Origin of the sequence: uncultured Maribacter sp., from assembly GCF_963977385.1 — a bacterium.
Classification (GTDB): Bacteria; Bacteroidota; Bacteroidia; order Flavobacteriales; family Flavobacteriaceae; genus Maribacter.
This window is the reverse complement of record NZ_CAXBOU010000015.1, coordinates 16,635-32,484: the sequence shown is the minus strand read 5'-3', so window position 1 is coordinate 32,484 and position 15,850 is coordinate 16,635. Positions and strand designations below refer to the sequence as shown.

Here is a 15,850-nt window from a genome sequence, read left to right as displayed (position 1 = left end):
ACGAACCTTTTTTGGGACTCCACTTTTCCCATCTATTCGACTTCAATCAAGCCAAAATCTAAACTTCCTTGGTCAGGACTATATTTCATTAAGTAAAAGTTTACCTATAAACCCAAAGCACCTGCGGAAGTCTGGCAAGCCTTCCGCTCCAATATTCCCCAAGCTGACATGCTTCGCAGGTCGGCCCGGGAAGTCTTTCCATTCCAGTTTTGCCAGACATCCTCGGAGCCGCGCGAAAGAACAAGCGGCGAAAAAGCCGTTTTACCTTTCCTCCCCCTACCCACAAAAAGTTACTGAAAATTATGTGGAATCTTCAATGCGTTTATAAATAGTCTTCAAAATCTCTCAATGAAACATCCCAGTAATAAATAATCTATTATCTCTTCTATCCCAAAAACCCATCAGTATTTCTATAATTCATGTTATTACCCTCATAAAATAGTACCTTAGAAGTATGCCTGATTTTATTAAATATCTACTATTGGCATCTTTGGCATATGTTTATGTGCGATTGCTAATTCCGTATGTCGGTTTCTTTGCTCGTTATATGTTCAATGAATCTACACAATGGGATAAATACATTGAAAAACCAAGATTGGTTTTTTATGGCATTGGACTTCTTTTAATGCATTCAAGTTATTCGGCTATACTGGAACATTCGGAACCGTTTCGAGGGTTTTTCTTTTATGCTAATGGCCTAATGTTTATGGGTGGTATTGCAATGAGCCAGATAACTTGGTCAAAAAGGTTTAAAAACGTTTTTATCCCAAAAATTCAAGAGAAACTTAAAAAGAAGAACAACTTTAGCCTCTTAGCTACAGATGACCAACTGAAAGTGCTATTTCGTGGATTGGTTAACTACGATATGATACTAATAGAGCGAACGGATAAAAATGATTTTATCAGGGTTTTTAAGGACGATTGGTATACACACAAATCCAAAATACATTTCAAACTGGATGCTCCAAGTTGCCGCGAATTCTACGAATTGTTTAAAGTTACCTTCCCGAAAAACTCAATGAGCGTCATCGACTTTTTCAAAAGGTCCGACACTATCCGCAGAGAAGATGGTAAATCCTATAAATACTCCACGGTAAAAGATGCCAAATCGAGAACTCCGATTTCTAAAAAAAGTGAAGAACTCAAAACCATCTTTTCTCGCCTTTAATTTCGTTTGCTTGCATTTTTCCTAATTCCGTGTGCATTGCATGAATTGCACACATTTCCCTTTACTTCCTATACTAGTTTAGCACCAGAATTCTATTAATAAGAACAAGAGCTTTTGTCAATTGTTTAATACATAATTATAAGAAAATGGACTATCTGGAACTAAAAGAACGGCTCCACCGCATCGAACGTTTATTGGTGGCAAATAAAGAAGTACTCACATTTGAAGAAGCTTGCGAATACACAGGCATATCAAGAAGCTACTTATATAAGTTAACAGCTGCTAAGGAAATCCCCCACTCTAAACCTAACGGCAAAATGCTGTTTTTGGAGAAGACAAAACTTAATATTTGGTTACTGCAAAATCGTAGAAAATCAAAAGCGGAAATTGAGAAAGAAGCGTTGGATTATACTTTTAAAAATAGACAGGTTTAGATTAGTAGATGATTTTTTAAATCATCATTAAATACACTTTCTCTCCTAAATATTTAGATGATAATACATGATTAAATTTTTATGGATAAGGAGAAGGAAGAAAAATGAAAACAATACTGATAATTACATCTGAGTAAGAATTCAAGATGTGTCATTGTCATGACAAATCTTGCTTTTGCTCCCGAAGGTCGCAAAAGGATAGGAACTGGTAATCGAGTTTTCGATGTGTGATTTAGCAAAAAGTATTTTGATGAATAAAGATTTTAAAACCTAAAATGAAAAAGGAGTTTGTACAATTTCGATGTTCTATTTATGAAAAGAAGCTCTTAAAAATAAAGGCAAAAAAGAGTGGGCTTTCCATAAGTGAATATTGTCGTCGTGCCGCTTTTGACCATAGGATTATTGAACGGTTTTCTGACGAACAAATCAATGTTTACAAATTACTGGTTCAGTATCAAGTCAATTTTAAACGTATTGGAAATATGTACAAAAAACGGAACCCAAAATTATCAGAAGAGGTGGTACAGTTGGCTAATGAAATACGGAAACATCTTTACAATTTTAAGAAATGATAGGAATGGGAAAATCCATATCCCATACTGGTGCCTCCATGGGCTATGGATGGGACGAGGAAAAGGAGGCCAAAGTAGTCTATCGAGAACATTTGGCGGGCGACAACCCTAAAGAGATTACACAAGAGTTCAAAATAATTCAAACACAGAACCAGAGATGTAAAAAGAACACTATGAGTTTTGTGCTGAGCCCTACCATAAAAGATGGTCAACAATTGAAGAACAAACAACTTACAGAAATCACACGACGGTTCGTAAAAGAAATGAAATTACAAGAACGACAGACAATTGCATTCGTGCATCAGGATAAAGGTCATTTACACATCCATTTATACGTTAATCGTATCGGTTTTGATGGAAAGGCATACAAAGACAACTTTATAGGTAAAAGAAGCCAACAGGCCGCAGAAAAAGTGGCACAGCAAATGGGATTGACAACAGTTCGGGAGGTGCAGCAAGAAAGGTTGAATCAAATTCAAAACGTGCTACAAGAACTAAGACAAATTCACGAAAAGGTTCTAACCGAAATGAAACCCAAAGATTTTGACCAGTATATACGGTACATGAAACAAAAAGATATTGAAGTTATTCCAAGCATAAACAAATCAAATCAGTTACAGGGCTTTCGCTTTGAATACAAAGGACAAAACTTAAAGGGAAGTGAAGTACACCGCTCCATGTCCATGGGAAGAATCGCTGAACACATTGATTTTGCTAAAACCGCTTCCCAAAAGATAGTGAAGGATAATAGCTTAGAATTGTTAGGCAAGACTGTTGGGATATCGCCGAACATCGCAGCCACAATTGCTAAAAGGGTTATCAAAATAGGTATTAAGAAAACAATTGGTTTGGGAATGGAAATTTAAGATTATGGCAAAATTAGATGAAATCGCAGAGTTGCTAACGGAAGAAATCAAAGGCTTCGAAAATTCGGTCAACCGAATGGAAGAATTGAAAGCCTTTTTGATGACCTATAAAGTACAAGCCGACACCTCAGATATCGACTTTATATTAAAGCGATATAATAACCATCAGAAGAAAGCAGTTGAAGACCAACATAAGCTAATGGCAAATGTGGTCTACTATATTAAAAAGTCCATTACATTACCAAAATGGGCGATTAAGCTATTCTGGGGGCTATTGGTTTGCATCATATTAGTTCTGGGCTTCTCTGTTTATAAAGTTTCCCAAATCTCAAATCTAGAGCAAACAGCTTATGGGCAGGGAGAAGAAAAAGCAGTTGCGCATTTTAGAGCATTCTTCGAGGCCAGCCCAAAGGCAAGCGAGCTTTATCAAGAATGGCGCGAACCCAAAAGCAAAAAGTAAGATGCGCCCTATCCGGTTTTTGCTTCACGTTTATCTGCCGGAACACTACAAAAACCGGACAGGATCCACGCGCAAAGTTTTTGGGTAAGATTTGGGGAGCGAATAATTTGAAAAGGACACTATAACTTTAAGGCGTTATAATGATACATTTTATGAGTATCTATATCCTCATATATTGACTTCTCAATTTTTGATTTTTTAGCAAATGCCCTGTAATTTCTATCTACGGATATTTTCCCAATGTAAAATTGGAATTCAGCCTTATGACTATCACTTAATCTGAAATCAGGAAAAGCATACTCAAGGTCGCAAATTCCTTTTCCTTCACTATGAGCAAACTCGTACTGAGCTGTTATTGAAAGTAATAAAATAGAGTTACGGTACTTCTTTTGTGATAACAGTATATGTTTTCTTAAAGATTTTCCTCTGATATTCAGATTTTCTATATCCTTCATGAATTCTTTTACATCAGCTGGTATTTCATGTTCCGGGTCAGGAGATACCGATATATCAACTATTTTTTTAAACTTCAAAAAACCTATATCATCTAAGAATCTCATAAAAAAGGTAAATCGGTTGACATTGTCAAAATGATCAAACAAAATTCTTTCATAGGAATCCTCTTTTTTTACAGCACCTTCGGCTTTAAAATGTTTTTCTAATTTGTTTGCAACGGCATCGACTAATTCCTGCGTTCCCCGAGAAGTGAAACTTTTAGTGCTATGTAAGTGAAGATGTCCATCAGCTTTTAATTCAATTATCAAACTACCTTCATATTCTTTTTTCCTATTGTGAATAGACTTGATATCAGACTGTTCTTCAACCGTAAATTTCATTTCAACTTTATCCTTTCTACTGTCTACAGGAACAAAAGAAGGTATTCCTTTTAATTCAAAACCAGGGTCATACTTATATTTTTCCTTCAATATTTCGTGTAAGTTTAAGTCTTTCGGGATATGAGACAATATATCGGCACCTCCTTGCCACGGTATTTGAGTCGTACGATATTTTAATCGTTCTATTTTGAACTTTTGCATTTCACGAATTGAATCATATTCTTCCGGACTCAACAAAGTTCTCATCAATACAGGCACAGTATCTTCTTTATCATATTTTGAAAGAAAAATACCCTTTGATTTAATTACAGTTTTAAGATTGCTGTCCGTCAATTCTGGTCTAACCAATATCGTTCTCAGAATTTCTCCATTAGGCAATAAAAATTCAAAATCCTTTTCGTCACTAATTACATCTCTATCCATCTGAAATATTTCTAAAATCTATTGATTGGCCCTCCACTTTTATTTGTTCCGTAAATTGTTGATCTTCAAAATAGGATTTAACTGTTGAGACCATATCTTCATGATCCTGCGAATTATAATCTGGAAAAGAAATTACAATCTTTCTTGCTGCTTGAACCTTGTCAAAAGTCTTGGACAGACTCATAACCTGTACTAATGATTCTTCAGAAATACCTTCCCTACAAGCAAGATGAAAAAAAACGGCATCATTTATTTTATATCTTAAAGGTAGAATATCATATGCCAAAAATTCCATAGGTAAAATTGCACCTATATTTTCATTATGATTAGCTTTAAGGTTTAATCCTGTTGAAGGGTACACAAAATCAAATTTACCATCACCAAAGGCTTTTACTGTTTCTAAGGTTTGAACAATAAATTGAAGCCGAGCATTATCTACCACTATAATTTCGTCAAATTGAATTTGCAATGATTCGAGTTGAGATTTTGACAACTCATCTATTATATCTTTATCTTTTGATTCATTACTATTAGATAACCAGAATAAGACACCTACAATTCTTGTTTTCTTTACATTTCTTGCTTTGGTCTCAATATCTGATTTATATTTCGACAATTTAAAACACTCTAGTCCTGTAGCTAAGTCAATAAAATGTTCTTTGAATTTTGATCTAGGATATTTCGGATATGGATTCTTCATGTGCTTCACGGAGATGTATCCTATTTCCAATACTTCTTCATCCAATGGCGATTTGTAATGTACCAGTCCATCAACTCCATGAGTTTGAGATTTGTTTCCTCTCAATCCAGCATGAGTTGCAGAATCGAAACATTCTATGGTCAGTCCGTCCCTATAATTGGGAAAACCAAAATACTGTTTAAATAGAGTGGCAACTATTTCTTCGCCTTTTTCGCCAATCTTTTTAGATAGTTCACCCATACTCTTATGTTGCTTTGTTTATATATTAGGTCTTATAAATACGAAAGTAAGAATTTGAAACATAAGATAATTCCTATTTAATTAACAATTCAAATAGTTTTTTAACAGTCTGTTATATGCTTGTTTACGTATTCTACCAGCTGCTGCAAAATATCTTTACCAAAAATCTAGATTTTAGACTACACCTAATTTTTCTTTAAATGTAAATATATTACCAAATATGTAATTTTTATTATAACTTTACGTTCTAATTAAACATCATATCAAGTGCATGTAATATCATTTAAAAAGCTAAGGGAGTATTTTTCGAAAGAAACCAATGCTAAAGTGGCATTACAAGATTGGTATAAAAAAGCAAATAAAGCCGAATGGGATAGTTTTGCCGATTTAAAGAACACATTCAATTCAGCTGACAACGTTGGAAATGGAAGGTTCGTTTTTAACGTCAAGGGAAATCATTACCGAGTTGTAGCGATAGTACGATTTAAGTTTAAGAAAGTTTTGATAAGATGGGTTGGCAATCACCGGGATTACGACAAAATAAAGAATATAGATACCTTATAAGATTATGGGAAAATTAATAACACACGCAGCATATGTAAAAGCGAATCTTCGCTTAGAAGAGTTGATAGATGTTGTGGATGATAATACCCCAATTCATGACCCATTAGCAAAAGAGTTTCTAGAGATTTCAGATATTATTGAGCAATATGAAGAAATACATTTCCCTATCGGTTTACCAACCTTACAGGAAATGATTGAACTACGTATGTTCGAAATGGGTCTGAAACGAAAAGATTTAGCTGCACTATTAGATACAAGTGCTTCAAGAATCAGCGATTATTTAAACGGAAAAAGAGAAATCACTTTGAATGTTGCCAAAGCTTTACATCAAAAATTGAATATCGATAGTGATATTATTCTTCAATAAAGATAGCATGGAAAGCATTACCATATCAAAAGAAAACAAAAGTGTTCACCTATTTTCCACCTCCAACGTCCCTACCCTAATGTTTACGGGGAAAAGAAGATACTGTATCGGCAAGTAGTAAAAAAAAATCAAATAAACTTAATAATTTAGGAACTTTAAAATACTAGAAAGTTATAAACCTATTGATTTACAGGTACTTAAAATTTAATTTACATTAAAAGATTCAAACTGCCTACTCAACAATTATTTCAATTCTAAAGTTTCTGTTCGAGAGTTCACAGTCCCTCTTATGGATTCATAAATTTTAATCATCTCTTGTAATTTTTTAGAATTAGTATCTGCAAGATTATTGGTCTGACCGATGTCTTCCGTAAGATTGTAAAGTTGATAATCTAGACTATTTCCCAGTTCTATATTAACCTGTTCGGCTATAGGAGCACCATTATATGGCGGAATCAATATCCAATCATTAGAGCGTAATGCCGTTCTTGAAGTAGCTTCCAATATTAGATTCTCCCTACCGATATTGTTTTTACCTAAGAATACATCCATGAAATTTTCACTGTCCTTACCTTTATAATCATCACCTACTAATGATGCTATAGAACTTAAAAAATCTAGTTGCGAAACTAATACTTCACTAATCTGTGGCGTTATAGTTCCTTTCCAGTAGGAGGCAAAAGGCACCCTTGTCCCAGCTTCAAAAAGACTGTATTTACCACCTCTTAAGGATCCCGATGGTGTGTGATTCCCAATTTTCTCTACAGCATCATCATAGTATCCGTCATTTAATACCGGACCATTATCACTTGTAAAAATGATAAGCGTATTTTCCAGAAGTCCTTGTTCCTCTAACGTAGCATAGAGTTGACCAATACACCAATCGGCTTCCAAAATTACGTCACCTCTAGGACCCATTCCAGACTTTCCGACAAATTCTGGTGTTGGCGTTCGAGGTACATGGGGCTGTTGTAAAGCATAATATAAAAAGAAAGGTTGGTCTTTATTAGAGGTAACGAAATTTTGTGCCTTTTCTAAAAATTGGGGTGCCATCTCCTCGTCAATCCATTTAGCAGAATCCCCACCTTTCATAAAGCCTATTCGGGGAATACCATTGACAATAGTATTATTATGCCCGTGATGCCATTTCATTTTTAAAAGTTCAGGACTGTCCTTACCTGTAGGTTGTCCTTCATAATTTTTATCATAATTAACTTCAATTGGGTCATTAGGATCAAGATTCTCAACTATTCCATTTTGAATATAAACTGTGGGTACGCGATCTTGTGTAGCAGCCATGATATAGCTGTAGTCAAATCCTACTTCATTAGGGCCAGGTTTTATATGACTGTTCCAATCTACTTGACCATTACCTAGGCCTAAATGCCACTTACCAACAATACCAGTCTTATAGCCTTTTCGTTTTAATACTTTAGCGACTGTCATTTGAGTTGTGTCAATTAGTAAAGGAGCAGTACCAGGAAGAATTTTAGCATTTTTATTCCTCCAAGGATATGTACCTGTTAAAAGTGCATAACGGCTAGGGGTACAAGTGGCGGAAGATGCATATCCATTAGTGAACTTTATACCTTCGTTTACTAATCTATCCATGTTGGGTGTGCTAAGTTCTGTTGCCCCATAGGAACTCAAATCACCATAGCCTAAATCATCGGCATAGATTATAATAATATTAGGACTTTTCATTTCTAATGATACCCCTTCCTTTTTACCTGTTTGTTTACATCCAATTACTAATATTAAAAATACTAACAGTAAAGGAGTTACATGAAATCTAGAATTCATTCATTTTCGTTTTTATCCATCTAAAATTAAGTCAAATTCATACACCTAACAATTAATATTATTACATAGTGTTAATCTTTTGTAATTTTACCATCCCTACAATTTATACAAGGTCCTTAATCCTTTTATAAAAATTTTAATAGGTCTTTTCATATTTTAGCAAAGATTCATCTACTATTTTTTTTCATACTCCTAAAGCTTTTCTGTATCAAATTTTATGTCCTTTTCAGTAAATTTTAGCCCAAACTCAATAAGCCAATTCTTCAATTCTTCATATAGGCTTTCGGTTAATTCAGAATTATTATCTGCCAGATTTTGACTTTCATATGGGTCCTTTACTAAATTATACAACTCATTGGTATCTTCTTCATAGTAATGAATCAATTACCAACCTCCTTTCCTGATAACCAAAGAAGGATTACCGCCTTGATCTCCATAATGCAGGTAATACCCAAAATAAAGGTCGTTCCGATAGTTGAATTCATTCATTTATCAAAGATTTTAAACTGATTCCGTCTTGGTGCTGTTCAGGTTTCAATTCAATATTTGAATAGTCTAAAATGGTTAATAAACTATCAAATTTTTTCTTAAAATTAATATTGTCATTTGAGAAAAAAAATCAATAAAAAAATAGGAACAACAGTTTCCCGTCGCTCCTATTTTAAACTAAACTAACAAAACTCAAATGATATTATCTGTTTCAGTAATTTGATGAACTTTTTGTTTCTTAACTATTAAAGTCAGAAACAAAACACAGACTATTATGGTAAAAACCCCACCCAATACATAAGACAATGTATTATCTAATTCAAATCCCTCTGGAGCAATTAAAATATAAGTAGAACATACCATAGTCATAAAAATGGCAGGAATAAGAGTAATCCAGTAGAACTTTTTAGTGTAGGTTAAATAAGCAGTAATCGTCCAAAGAACTACTGTGGCTAAAGTTTGGTTGCTCCAAGCAAAATAACGCCAAATTATACCAAACTCAACTTGTGTCAAAATAAATGCTATCACAAACAACGGTATACTTAGGTACAGTCTATTCTTTATTTTCTTTTGATCTGTCTTAAATACGTCCGCGAGAATTAATCGTGCAGACCTGAAGGCAGTATCTCCAGAAGTTATAGGTGCAGCTACAATTCCCAACAAGGCTAAAAGTCCCCCAAATTTTCCTAACATATTAGTGGAGATTTCATTAGCAGCCCAAGCTGCGTTACTATTGTTGGCAAGCATTGCATCATTTAATAAATCAACATTTCCAAAAAATGTCATTGCCGCTGCGGCCCATATCAATGCTACAATACCCTCTGTAATCATAGTACCATAAAATATTTTTCTCCCAAGAGTTTCGTTTTTCATGCATCGAGCCATTAATGGGGATTGTGTTGCATGAAATCCTGAAATAGCACCACATGCAATAGTTACAAATAGAATTGGAAACAAAGGTGTTTCGGCAGGATACTTAGTCATGTTCCTTAAATTATCAGGAACTAGTTCAGGTATAACATAATCTCCGAAAAAAAGTGCAATGAGTAATCCAATTGCCATTAGAAGCATAGCCAATCCAAAAATAGGATAGATTTTACTTATCATTTTATTGATTGGCAATAGTGTTGAAAGAATATAATAAAGTAAAATTATACCCACCCATATCCATAAGTTCCAAATATTACCAGTCATTTCATCTATAATCTTTGCTGGACCCATTAAAAAAACTGTTCCGACAAAAATTAATAGGACAATAGTGAAGAATCTCATAAAATGCTTCATATTGGGTCCTAAGTAAACTCCGACAACTTCACTAATACTCAATCCATCATGTCTTAATGATAGCATTCCTGAAAAGTAATCATGAACACCACCAGCAAATATGCTTCCTAAAACTATCCATAAAAACGCTGAGGGACCAAACATTGCCCCAGCAATTGCTCCAAATATAGGCCCCAAGCCAGCGATGTTTAGAAATTGAATAAGAAAGATACGCCAAGTAGGTAGTGGTACATAGTCAACATCATCTCTTAATCTGACTGCGGGTGTTTCTCGATTTTTATCTATACCGAAAATATTTTCAACAAACTTTCCATAAATGAAATAGCCTGAAATTAAAACTGCAATAGAAATAAGAAATGATATCATCTAGAAATTTTAATTATTCGATTATTTGACCCCTAGCTACCAATACATCCTTAAGTTTATCATAATTCACATTTTGAACTGCGATATTCTCATCGATTGCTAAAACTGCTGCTGCTGCTGCTGATTGGCCCAAAATCATGAATACTGGCTCCATTCTAATAGAACCAAAGGCAATATGGCTTGATGATACGCAAACAGGCACTAGTAAATTTTTACACTCCTCTTTCTTTGGCACCAAGGAACCATAAGAAATAGTATATGGCCCATTTGTACCTACTCCAATATCTCCCTCATTCTGAACAAAACCATCTGATTTTATATATCGCTGTGCATTATGCGAATCCATTGTATAAGAACCTAATCCAATAGGGTTTGGGGTTTTACTCTTTTTCAATAATTCATTTTCTGTCATTACAAATTCACCTATCATTCGTCTTGCTTCTCGAACATAAATTTGATGTGGCCAATTACCATTATCTACAAATTCATCTTTAGCTAATCCCCAGTTTTGCATTTCTAATTGAATATCTTCCGGAACTCTAGGGTCATTCGCTACAAACCACAAAAGGCCTTTTTGGTACTGCTCATGTTCATTTATAATTTCCTTTCTTCTCTCATAGGATGCATCCGGGTAGTCATAATTCATACCTATATTATCACTGCTAAATGGACCATGATTATTCGTATCTGTTTTATGATTTGGTATTGCATCGAATTTACCAAACCACTCATTCCAACCTGAATCAAAAACACGTGCCAATAGTTCATATTGCATTGGATCATAACCTTCAGGCTTTGGGAAGGGTACTCTATTATCTTCATGGTTAGTCATACAAGTACGAAAACAGTATGCTTGAATTTTATTATCTCCACTATGCTTCTTACCAGGATCTTCACTTGAAATTTTTGGTAGTAGTCCACTTGACGGATCACCTGGAATTATATAAGGTGATATATCAGATTCAAACCAATGTTTATGATGCAATACACCTGTTTGTACACCATTCCATTCTTCACCATATACTTCTTGACCTTCCCTACCTACATGGTAACTAACACCAGATGCAGCCATTAAATCACCTTCATAAGTTGCATCTATAAAAACTTTACCAGAATATGTTTTACCAGATAATGTAGAAAATGATTTTATACTACCGTTATCGAGAACCACACCTTTTTCTCTGTCTAACCATTCATCCCTATCGACTCTTATACTATCTTCTTTTACTAAGTCTTCAAATACTTTTTCTGCCACATGAGGTTCAAAAATCCACATAGTCCGGTTTTCCCCATCCATAGCAGGTGTTCCTTGACCAGTATTACCATACTCATTCTTTGGCTGCCATTGCCAAGCTTCATCTGTATTATAATAATTATATACTCTATGATAAAACTCTCTTGCAAGTCCCCCAATAACGCTTTTGTCTCCTGTATCTGTCCATCCTAGGCCTCCAGAAGTCAAGCCTCCTAAATGCACATCTGGTGAGACTACAATTACAGATTTTCCAGAACGCTTTGCTTCCACAGCTGCAGATATTGCTGCTGAAGTGCCACCATAAATTATAATATCAGCTTCTATTATTTCTTTTTCAACATGAGGATTTTCCTTACAGGAAAATATGAAAGATGTCGAAATCAGTAACACCATCATGAAAAGTATGATTTGTCTATTATTTTTCATTAGTTTTCTATTAAAATAAGATTAATTATAATTTTTTAAAATTTCTATTTTTCGGAGACCGTTCCAGAAGTTATATCAAGTAATTCTTTACGCATTTTATCAGCCAAGTCAACATTCTCGTTAATTAGGTTCTTTGATTCTGATTCATCTTCTGACAGGTTGTATAATTGTCCTTTTAACTCATCATTTTCTGGCTCAATATATTTCCAATCCCCCTTTCGAAAACCCATTCGAGTATTTGCAGATTGAACTACCACCGATTCTCTTATATTTATTTCTTCTCCCATAAGATTTGTTAATTGGTCATAACTATCTACAGCTTCATCTTTGGGTAAATCAAACTCAATGACCGAACTGATCGTCGCTAGAACATCATTTAATGCAAATATTTTATCTGATTTTATGCCTGACGGAATCTTACCAGGCCATTTTGCAATAAAGGGCATACGAACGCCTCCTTCCCAAATGGTCCATTTTGAACCTTTTAAATTACCGTTAGGATGGTGTTCATTTGGATTTTCACTTTTTCCGTTTACATCTATCAAGTTATTACTTGGATTTGTATTATCAATGTGAACTCCGGTCCTCTCAAATTGTGAACCATTATCACTAGCAAAAAGTACTATAGTATTTTCCGCCTGCCCTAAACTATCAAGTGTATTTAAAATTTCACCAATATAGGTGTCTAATTCAGACACATAATCACCATATAACCCAGCTTTGGTGGTTCCCTTAAATTCTTCGCTAACTGATAGAGGTATATGAGGAACATAAGGGGCAAAATACAAAAAGAAAGGACTTTCCTGTTTCGCCTTAAATTGTTGAGTTAAAAAACGAATACTTTTTCCAGTAAGAAGTTTAAGGTATTCATTAGATGGAATAATTTCTATATGTTCCTTCTGCTTGGCTGAATTAATAGTATAAAATTCATGCTGTAATGCCGCAACAATATCATTACCGTCCATAACCCAACATTCACTTGCACAACTGAATCCAAACCAATTATCAAAACCATGAGCGACAGGTCCATCACTGATTGGCTTTTGCAAATCAATATTCGCCCCATTATTTTCAGCTTTAAATTTTCCAAATCCAGCAGGTTTTAGCCCATCAATGGTTGGAAATGTTGCGCCTAAATGCCATTTCCCAAATCCTGCAGTAGTATAACCAGCCTGTTGTAACATCTTCGGAAGGGTCAACTGACCCTTTTCCATCATAGAAGGCTCATAATTTGATAACACACCAGATTTTTTCCAACTTCTAAAAGGATATGTTCCAGTCATCAGCGCATATCTAGAAGGAGAACATACCGAAACGGGACAATATGCATTGGTAAAACTAATTCCTTCAGAAGCCAATCTATCCAAATTTGGTGTAGGTACTAAAGAATTATTATTGTACGACCCCAAGTCTCCATAACCAAGATCATCCGCAAGAATCAATATAATATTAGGTAATGCTGTTGGTTTTTCATTTTTATTTACACAAGAAATAGCCAACATCAAGCCTAAAAATATTATACTAATAACAAAATACTTGCTAGTTTTTGAATATTTTATTTTGCACATGATATTTTCGGATGTTAATTTTATGGACATCTCTTCTTTAAAGATTTTCCCTAATTGAATTATTTATTCTAGATGTTGTCCATTTTTCAACAAAGTTGATTTTAAGCTTTCATAAGAAATATCTTGAACTGGTTTTCCCGTATCAATAGCCAAAGAAGCTGCTGTAGCAGCAGACTCACCTAAAACCATAAATACTGGCTCCATTCGTATAGAACCAAATGCAATATGAGTAGAGCTAACACAAACCGGTACTATTAAATTTTCGCATTCTTCTTTTTTGGGCACCAAAGATTTATAACTTATAGGATAAGGGTCAAATCCATGCGCTTCAACATTACCCTCATTTTGAACATAACCATTAGCATCAACATAACGTTGAATATTGTGCGAATCCATTCCATATGCTGCTAATCCAATTACATCTTCTGCTACCACTAAACCCTCACAATTATGCTGAGTCATTACGTAATCGCTAACCATACGTCTGGCTTCACGAATATAAAGCTGTTGTTGCCAACCATCCTCTCTTTCAAACTCGTCCTTTGCAGTACCCCATTTTGAAGCCTCATCTCTTACCTCACTTGGAATTCTAGGATGATTTGCCAAAGTCCACATTAAACCCATTTGATAATCCCTATGATCTTCTATAATTTGCTTCCTCTCATCATATGATGCTTCTGGATAATTATAATTTTTGCCTATATAATCTGTGGAGAACCCATTTTTATTATTTGAATCAGTTTTGCGATTAGGCATACTGGAATTTATCAATGGTAGTATATAACTACTATAATTATACATGTCACGTACCGACCCTTTACGAGCTTCATAATTTCTAAATAAAAGTTCATAATCCAATTCGTCATAATTTGCAGGTTTCTTAAATGGAATACGGTTCTCTGGGTGATCAGTCAGACACATTCTAAAACAATAAGCCTGAACTTTATCATCCCCGTTACCTTCAAGGCCAGGTTTTATATTGATATTAGGCAAAAGTCCACTCTTTGGATCTCCTTTTATTATATAAGGATCAACTCCTGGAATAAAATTGTGGTTATGAGCATTTTTAGATATCAATTTGGTTAGGGATATATTATAATTGTTCGCTTGTACACCGTTCAAAGTCTCACCATATTCTTCATTACTTTCACGACCTACCGCATAACTAACTCCGGCTGTAGCCATGAGATCACCTTCATAAGTTGCATCAAGGAATACTTTGCCGACAAATTTCTTTCCACTTTCCATGGTAATTGAAATAATTTTTCCATTAACCTTATCTACGCCTGAATCCCTATTTAATCTTTCATTGTATAATACCTTAACCTTCTCATTTTTTAACATATCTTGATAAACAGATAATGCAGCTGAAGGCTCAAAAGTCCACATTGTAGGCTCACCTTTTTCTGTTCGTGTTTGACCACCATCAATATATTCCGACCGCTTCTCCCATTTCCAATTATTTGAGTCATCGTAGTACTTTTTGATGTTTGCATAAAACTCTCTAGAAATTCCACCTATCGCCTGTTTGTTTCCTATATCGGTTTGACCCAATCCTCCTGTTGTCAAACCCCCTAATCTGTTTGTTGGCTCAATTAAAACTACTGACTTATCCATTCTACTAGATTGAATAGCTGCAGCTATACCTGCCGAAGTACCTCCATAAATAACTATATCATATTTTTTTGTTTGAGCATCTAAAGTCTGAAACATTAATATGAGTGTAAAAAGTCCTAATATTTTTTTCATATTCTAAAATTTTGTGTTTATTAATTAAATATGTGTTTTTCTGAATTATATATAATTGTTTAATCTTTTCGAAACCCTGTATATTGGAACAGTACCGAATAAAAGACACAGTAGCCCTATGATAAGGGTTAACCACATCCGAATAAAAACTCTCTACTTATTTTTGGTGATATTGAGTAATAGAATTAAGTCCTCTTTTACTGTTACTATCGCAAAGATTTCCGGAAATGTTCAATCCAAATAAATAGGTTCTAATTTACTTATAGATAATAGTACCCAG

At 34.5% G+C, this 15,850-nt stretch carries 15 protein-coding genes; 7 read left to right on the top strand and 8 right to left on the bottom strand.

Annotated elements, in window-relative coordinates; all coding sequences use genetic code 11:
• Nucleotides 1–454: 454 nt before the first annotated feature.
• The 5 genes from AAC084_RS15135 to AAC084_RS15115 all read left to right on the top strand — a co-directional run bounded on the left by AAC084_RS15135 (nucleotide 455) and on the right by AAC084_RS15115 (nucleotide 3,500).
• Complete coding sequence (locus AAC084_RS15135; protein ID WP_339841043.1) at nucleotides 455–1,168, top strand: hypothetical protein; 714 nt, start codon at nucleotides 455–457, stop codon at nucleotides 1,166–1,168.
• A gap of 146 nt (nucleotides 1,169–1,314) precedes the next feature.
• Nucleotides 1,315–1,602 carry a helix-turn-helix domain-containing protein gene (locus tag AAC084_RS15130; RefSeq protein ID WP_339841042.1) on the top strand — a complete coding sequence of 96 codons (288 nt, stop codon included), beginning with the start codon at nucleotides 1,315–1,317 and terminating at the stop codon, nucleotides 1,600–1,602.
• 275 nt (nucleotides 1,603–1,877) lie between these two features.
• The gene (gene mbpA, locus AAC084_RS15125) at nucleotides 1,878–2,174 is read left to right on the top strand and encodes a mobilization protein MbpA (protein ID WP_339841041.1); all 297 of its coding nucleotides are present in this window, start codon (nucleotides 1,878–1,880) and stop codon (nucleotides 2,172–2,174) included.
• Nucleotides 2,175–2,179: 5 nt separating this feature from the next.
• Nucleotides 2,180–3,040: a relaxase/mobilization nuclease domain-containing protein gene (locus AAC084_RS15120; RefSeq protein WP_339841040.1), complete on the top strand. Its 861-nt coding sequence runs from the start codon at nucleotides 2,180–2,182 to the stop codon at nucleotides 3,038–3,040.
• A 4-nt stretch (nucleotides 3,041–3,044) separates the two neighbouring features.
• Nucleotides 3,045–3,500: a DUF6730 family protein gene (locus AAC084_RS15115; RefSeq protein ID WP_339841039.1), complete on the top strand. Its 456-nt coding sequence runs from the start codon at nucleotides 3,045–3,047 to the stop codon at nucleotides 3,498–3,500.
• Nucleotides 3,501–3,619: 119 nt separating this feature from the next.
• Here the strand turns inward: AAC084_RS15115 and AAC084_RS15110 are convergent, their stop codons facing one another.
• Both AAC084_RS15110 and AAC084_RS15105 read right to left on the bottom strand, forming a co-directional pair.
• Nucleotides 3,620–4,759, bottom strand: coding sequence for a hypothetical protein (locus tag AAC084_RS15110; RefSeq protein WP_339841038.1), 1,140 nt, complete (start codon nucleotides 4,757–4,759; stop codon nucleotides 3,620–3,622).
• Nucleotides 4,752–5,699, bottom strand: a complete 948-nt coding sequence (locus AAC084_RS15105; RefSeq protein WP_339841037.1) for a hypothetical protein — start codon at nucleotides 5,697–5,699, stop codon at nucleotides 4,752–4,754. Before AAC084_RS15105 ends, AAC084_RS15110 begins: the two co-directional genes overlap by 8 nt.
• Before the next feature lie 267 nt (nucleotides 5,700–5,966).
• Between AAC084_RS15105 and AAC084_RS15100 the strand changes: the two genes are divergently transcribed.
• Together AAC084_RS15100 and AAC084_RS15095 are read left to right on the top strand one after the other, a co-directional pair.
• Nucleotides 5,967–6,263, top strand: a complete 297-nt coding sequence (locus tag AAC084_RS15100; RefSeq protein ID WP_339841036.1) for a type II toxin-antitoxin system HigB family toxin — start codon at nucleotides 5,967–5,969, stop codon at nucleotides 6,261–6,263.
• A 4-nt stretch (nucleotides 6,264–6,267) separates the two neighbouring features.
• On the top strand, nucleotides 6,268–6,630 hold the full coding sequence (locus tag AAC084_RS15095; RefSeq protein ID WP_339841035.1) for a helix-turn-helix domain-containing protein: 363 nt from the start codon (nucleotides 6,268–6,270) through the stop codon (nucleotides 6,628–6,630).
• A 243-nt stretch (nucleotides 6,631–6,873) separates the two neighbouring features.
• Here the strand turns inward: AAC084_RS15095 and AAC084_RS15090 are convergent, their stop codons facing one another.
• The 6 genes from AAC084_RS15090 to AAC084_RS15065 all read right to left on the bottom strand — a co-directional run bounded on the left by AAC084_RS15090 (nucleotide 6,874) and on the right by AAC084_RS15065 (nucleotide 15,570).
• Nucleotides 6,874–8,334 carry an arylsulfatase gene (locus tag AAC084_RS15090; protein WP_339841134.1) on the bottom strand — a complete coding sequence of 487 codons (1,461 nt, stop codon included), beginning with the start codon at nucleotides 8,332–8,334 and terminating at the stop codon, nucleotides 6,874–6,876.
• Nucleotides 8,335–8,625: 291 nt separating this feature from the next.
• The gene (locus AAC084_RS15085; protein ID WP_339841034.1) at nucleotides 8,626–8,817 is read right to left on the bottom strand and encodes a hypothetical protein; all 192 of its coding nucleotides are present in this window, start codon (nucleotides 8,815–8,817) and stop codon (nucleotides 8,626–8,628) included.
• 297 nt (nucleotides 8,818–9,114) lie between these two features.
• Nucleotides 9,115–10,572 (bottom strand): carbon starvation protein A, encoded by a 1,458-nt coding sequence (locus tag AAC084_RS15080; protein WP_339841033.1) that lies wholly within the window; start codon nucleotides 10,570–10,572, stop codon nucleotides 9,115–9,117.
• Nucleotides 10,573–10,585: 13 nt separating this feature from the next.
• Nucleotides 10,586–12,253, bottom strand: coding sequence for an FAD-dependent oxidoreductase (locus tag AAC084_RS15075; RefSeq protein ID WP_339841032.1), 1,668 nt, complete (start codon nucleotides 12,251–12,253; stop codon nucleotides 10,586–10,588).
• A gap of 44 nt (nucleotides 12,254–12,297) precedes the next feature.
• Nucleotides 12,298–13,821, bottom strand: coding sequence for an arylsulfatase (locus AAC084_RS15070; RefSeq protein ID WP_339841031.1), 1,524 nt, complete (start codon nucleotides 13,819–13,821; stop codon nucleotides 12,298–12,300).
• Between the two features lie 63 nt (nucleotides 13,822–13,884).
• On the bottom strand, nucleotides 13,885–15,570 hold the full coding sequence (locus AAC084_RS15065) for an FAD-dependent oxidoreductase (protein ID WP_339841030.1): 1,686 nt from the start codon (nucleotides 15,568–15,570) through the stop codon (nucleotides 13,885–13,887).
• Between the last annotated feature and the right edge of the window lie 280 nt (nucleotides 15,571–15,850).

What these genes read in the sequence shown, in the direction of transcription:
- AAC084_RS15075 (WP_339841032.1), bottom strand. Translation starts at nt 12,253, where the DNA reads ATGAAAAATAATAGACAAATCATACTTTTCATGATGGTGTTACTGATT.
- AAC084_RS15080 (WP_339841033.1), bottom strand. Translation starts at nt 10,572, where the DNA reads ATGATATCATTTCTTATTTCTATTGCAGTTTTAATTTCAGGCTATTTC.
- AAC084_RS15095 (WP_339841035.1), top strand. Translation starts at nt 6,268, where the DNA reads ATGGGAAAATTAATAACACACGCAGCATATGTAAAAGCGAATCTTCGC.
- AAC084_RS15135 (WP_339841043.1), top strand. Translation starts at nt 455, where the DNA reads ATGCCTGATTTTATTAAATATCTACTATTGGCATCTTTGGCATATGTT.
- AAC084_RS15090 (WP_339841134.1), bottom strand. Translation starts at nt 8,334, where the DNA reads ATGAAAAGTCCTAATATTATTATAATCTATGCCGATGATTTAGGCTAT.
- AAC084_RS15110 (WP_339841038.1), bottom strand. Translation starts at nt 4,759, where the DNA reads ATGGATAGAGATGTAATTAGTGACGAAAAGGATTTTGAATTTTTATTG.
- AAC084_RS15070 (WP_339841031.1), bottom strand. Translation starts at nt 13,821, where the DNA reads ATGTGCAAAATAAAATATTCAAAAACTAGCAAGTATTTTGTTATTAGT.
- AAC084_RS15120 (WP_339841040.1), top strand. Translation starts at nt 2,180, where the DNA reads ATGGGAAAATCCATATCCCATACTGGTGCCTCCATGGGCTATGGATGG.
- AAC084_RS15065 (WP_339841030.1), bottom strand. Translation starts at nt 15,570, where the DNA reads ATGAAAAAAATATTAGGACTTTTTACACTCATATTAATGTTTCAGACT.
- AAC084_RS15115 (WP_339841039.1), top strand. Translation starts at nt 3,045, where the DNA reads ATGGCAAAATTAGATGAAATCGCAGAGTTGCTAACGGAAGAAATCAAA.
- mbpA (WP_339841041.1), top strand. Translation starts at nt 1,878, where the DNA reads ATGAAAAAGGAGTTTGTACAATTTCGATGTTCTATTTATGAAAAGAAG.
- AAC084_RS15105 (WP_339841037.1), bottom strand. Translation starts at nt 5,699, where the DNA reads ATGGGTGAACTATCTAAAAAGATTGGCGAAAAAGGCGAAGAAATAGTT.
- AAC084_RS15130 (WP_339841042.1), top strand. Translation starts at nt 1,315, where the DNA reads ATGGACTATCTGGAACTAAAAGAACGGCTCCACCGCATCGAACGTTTA.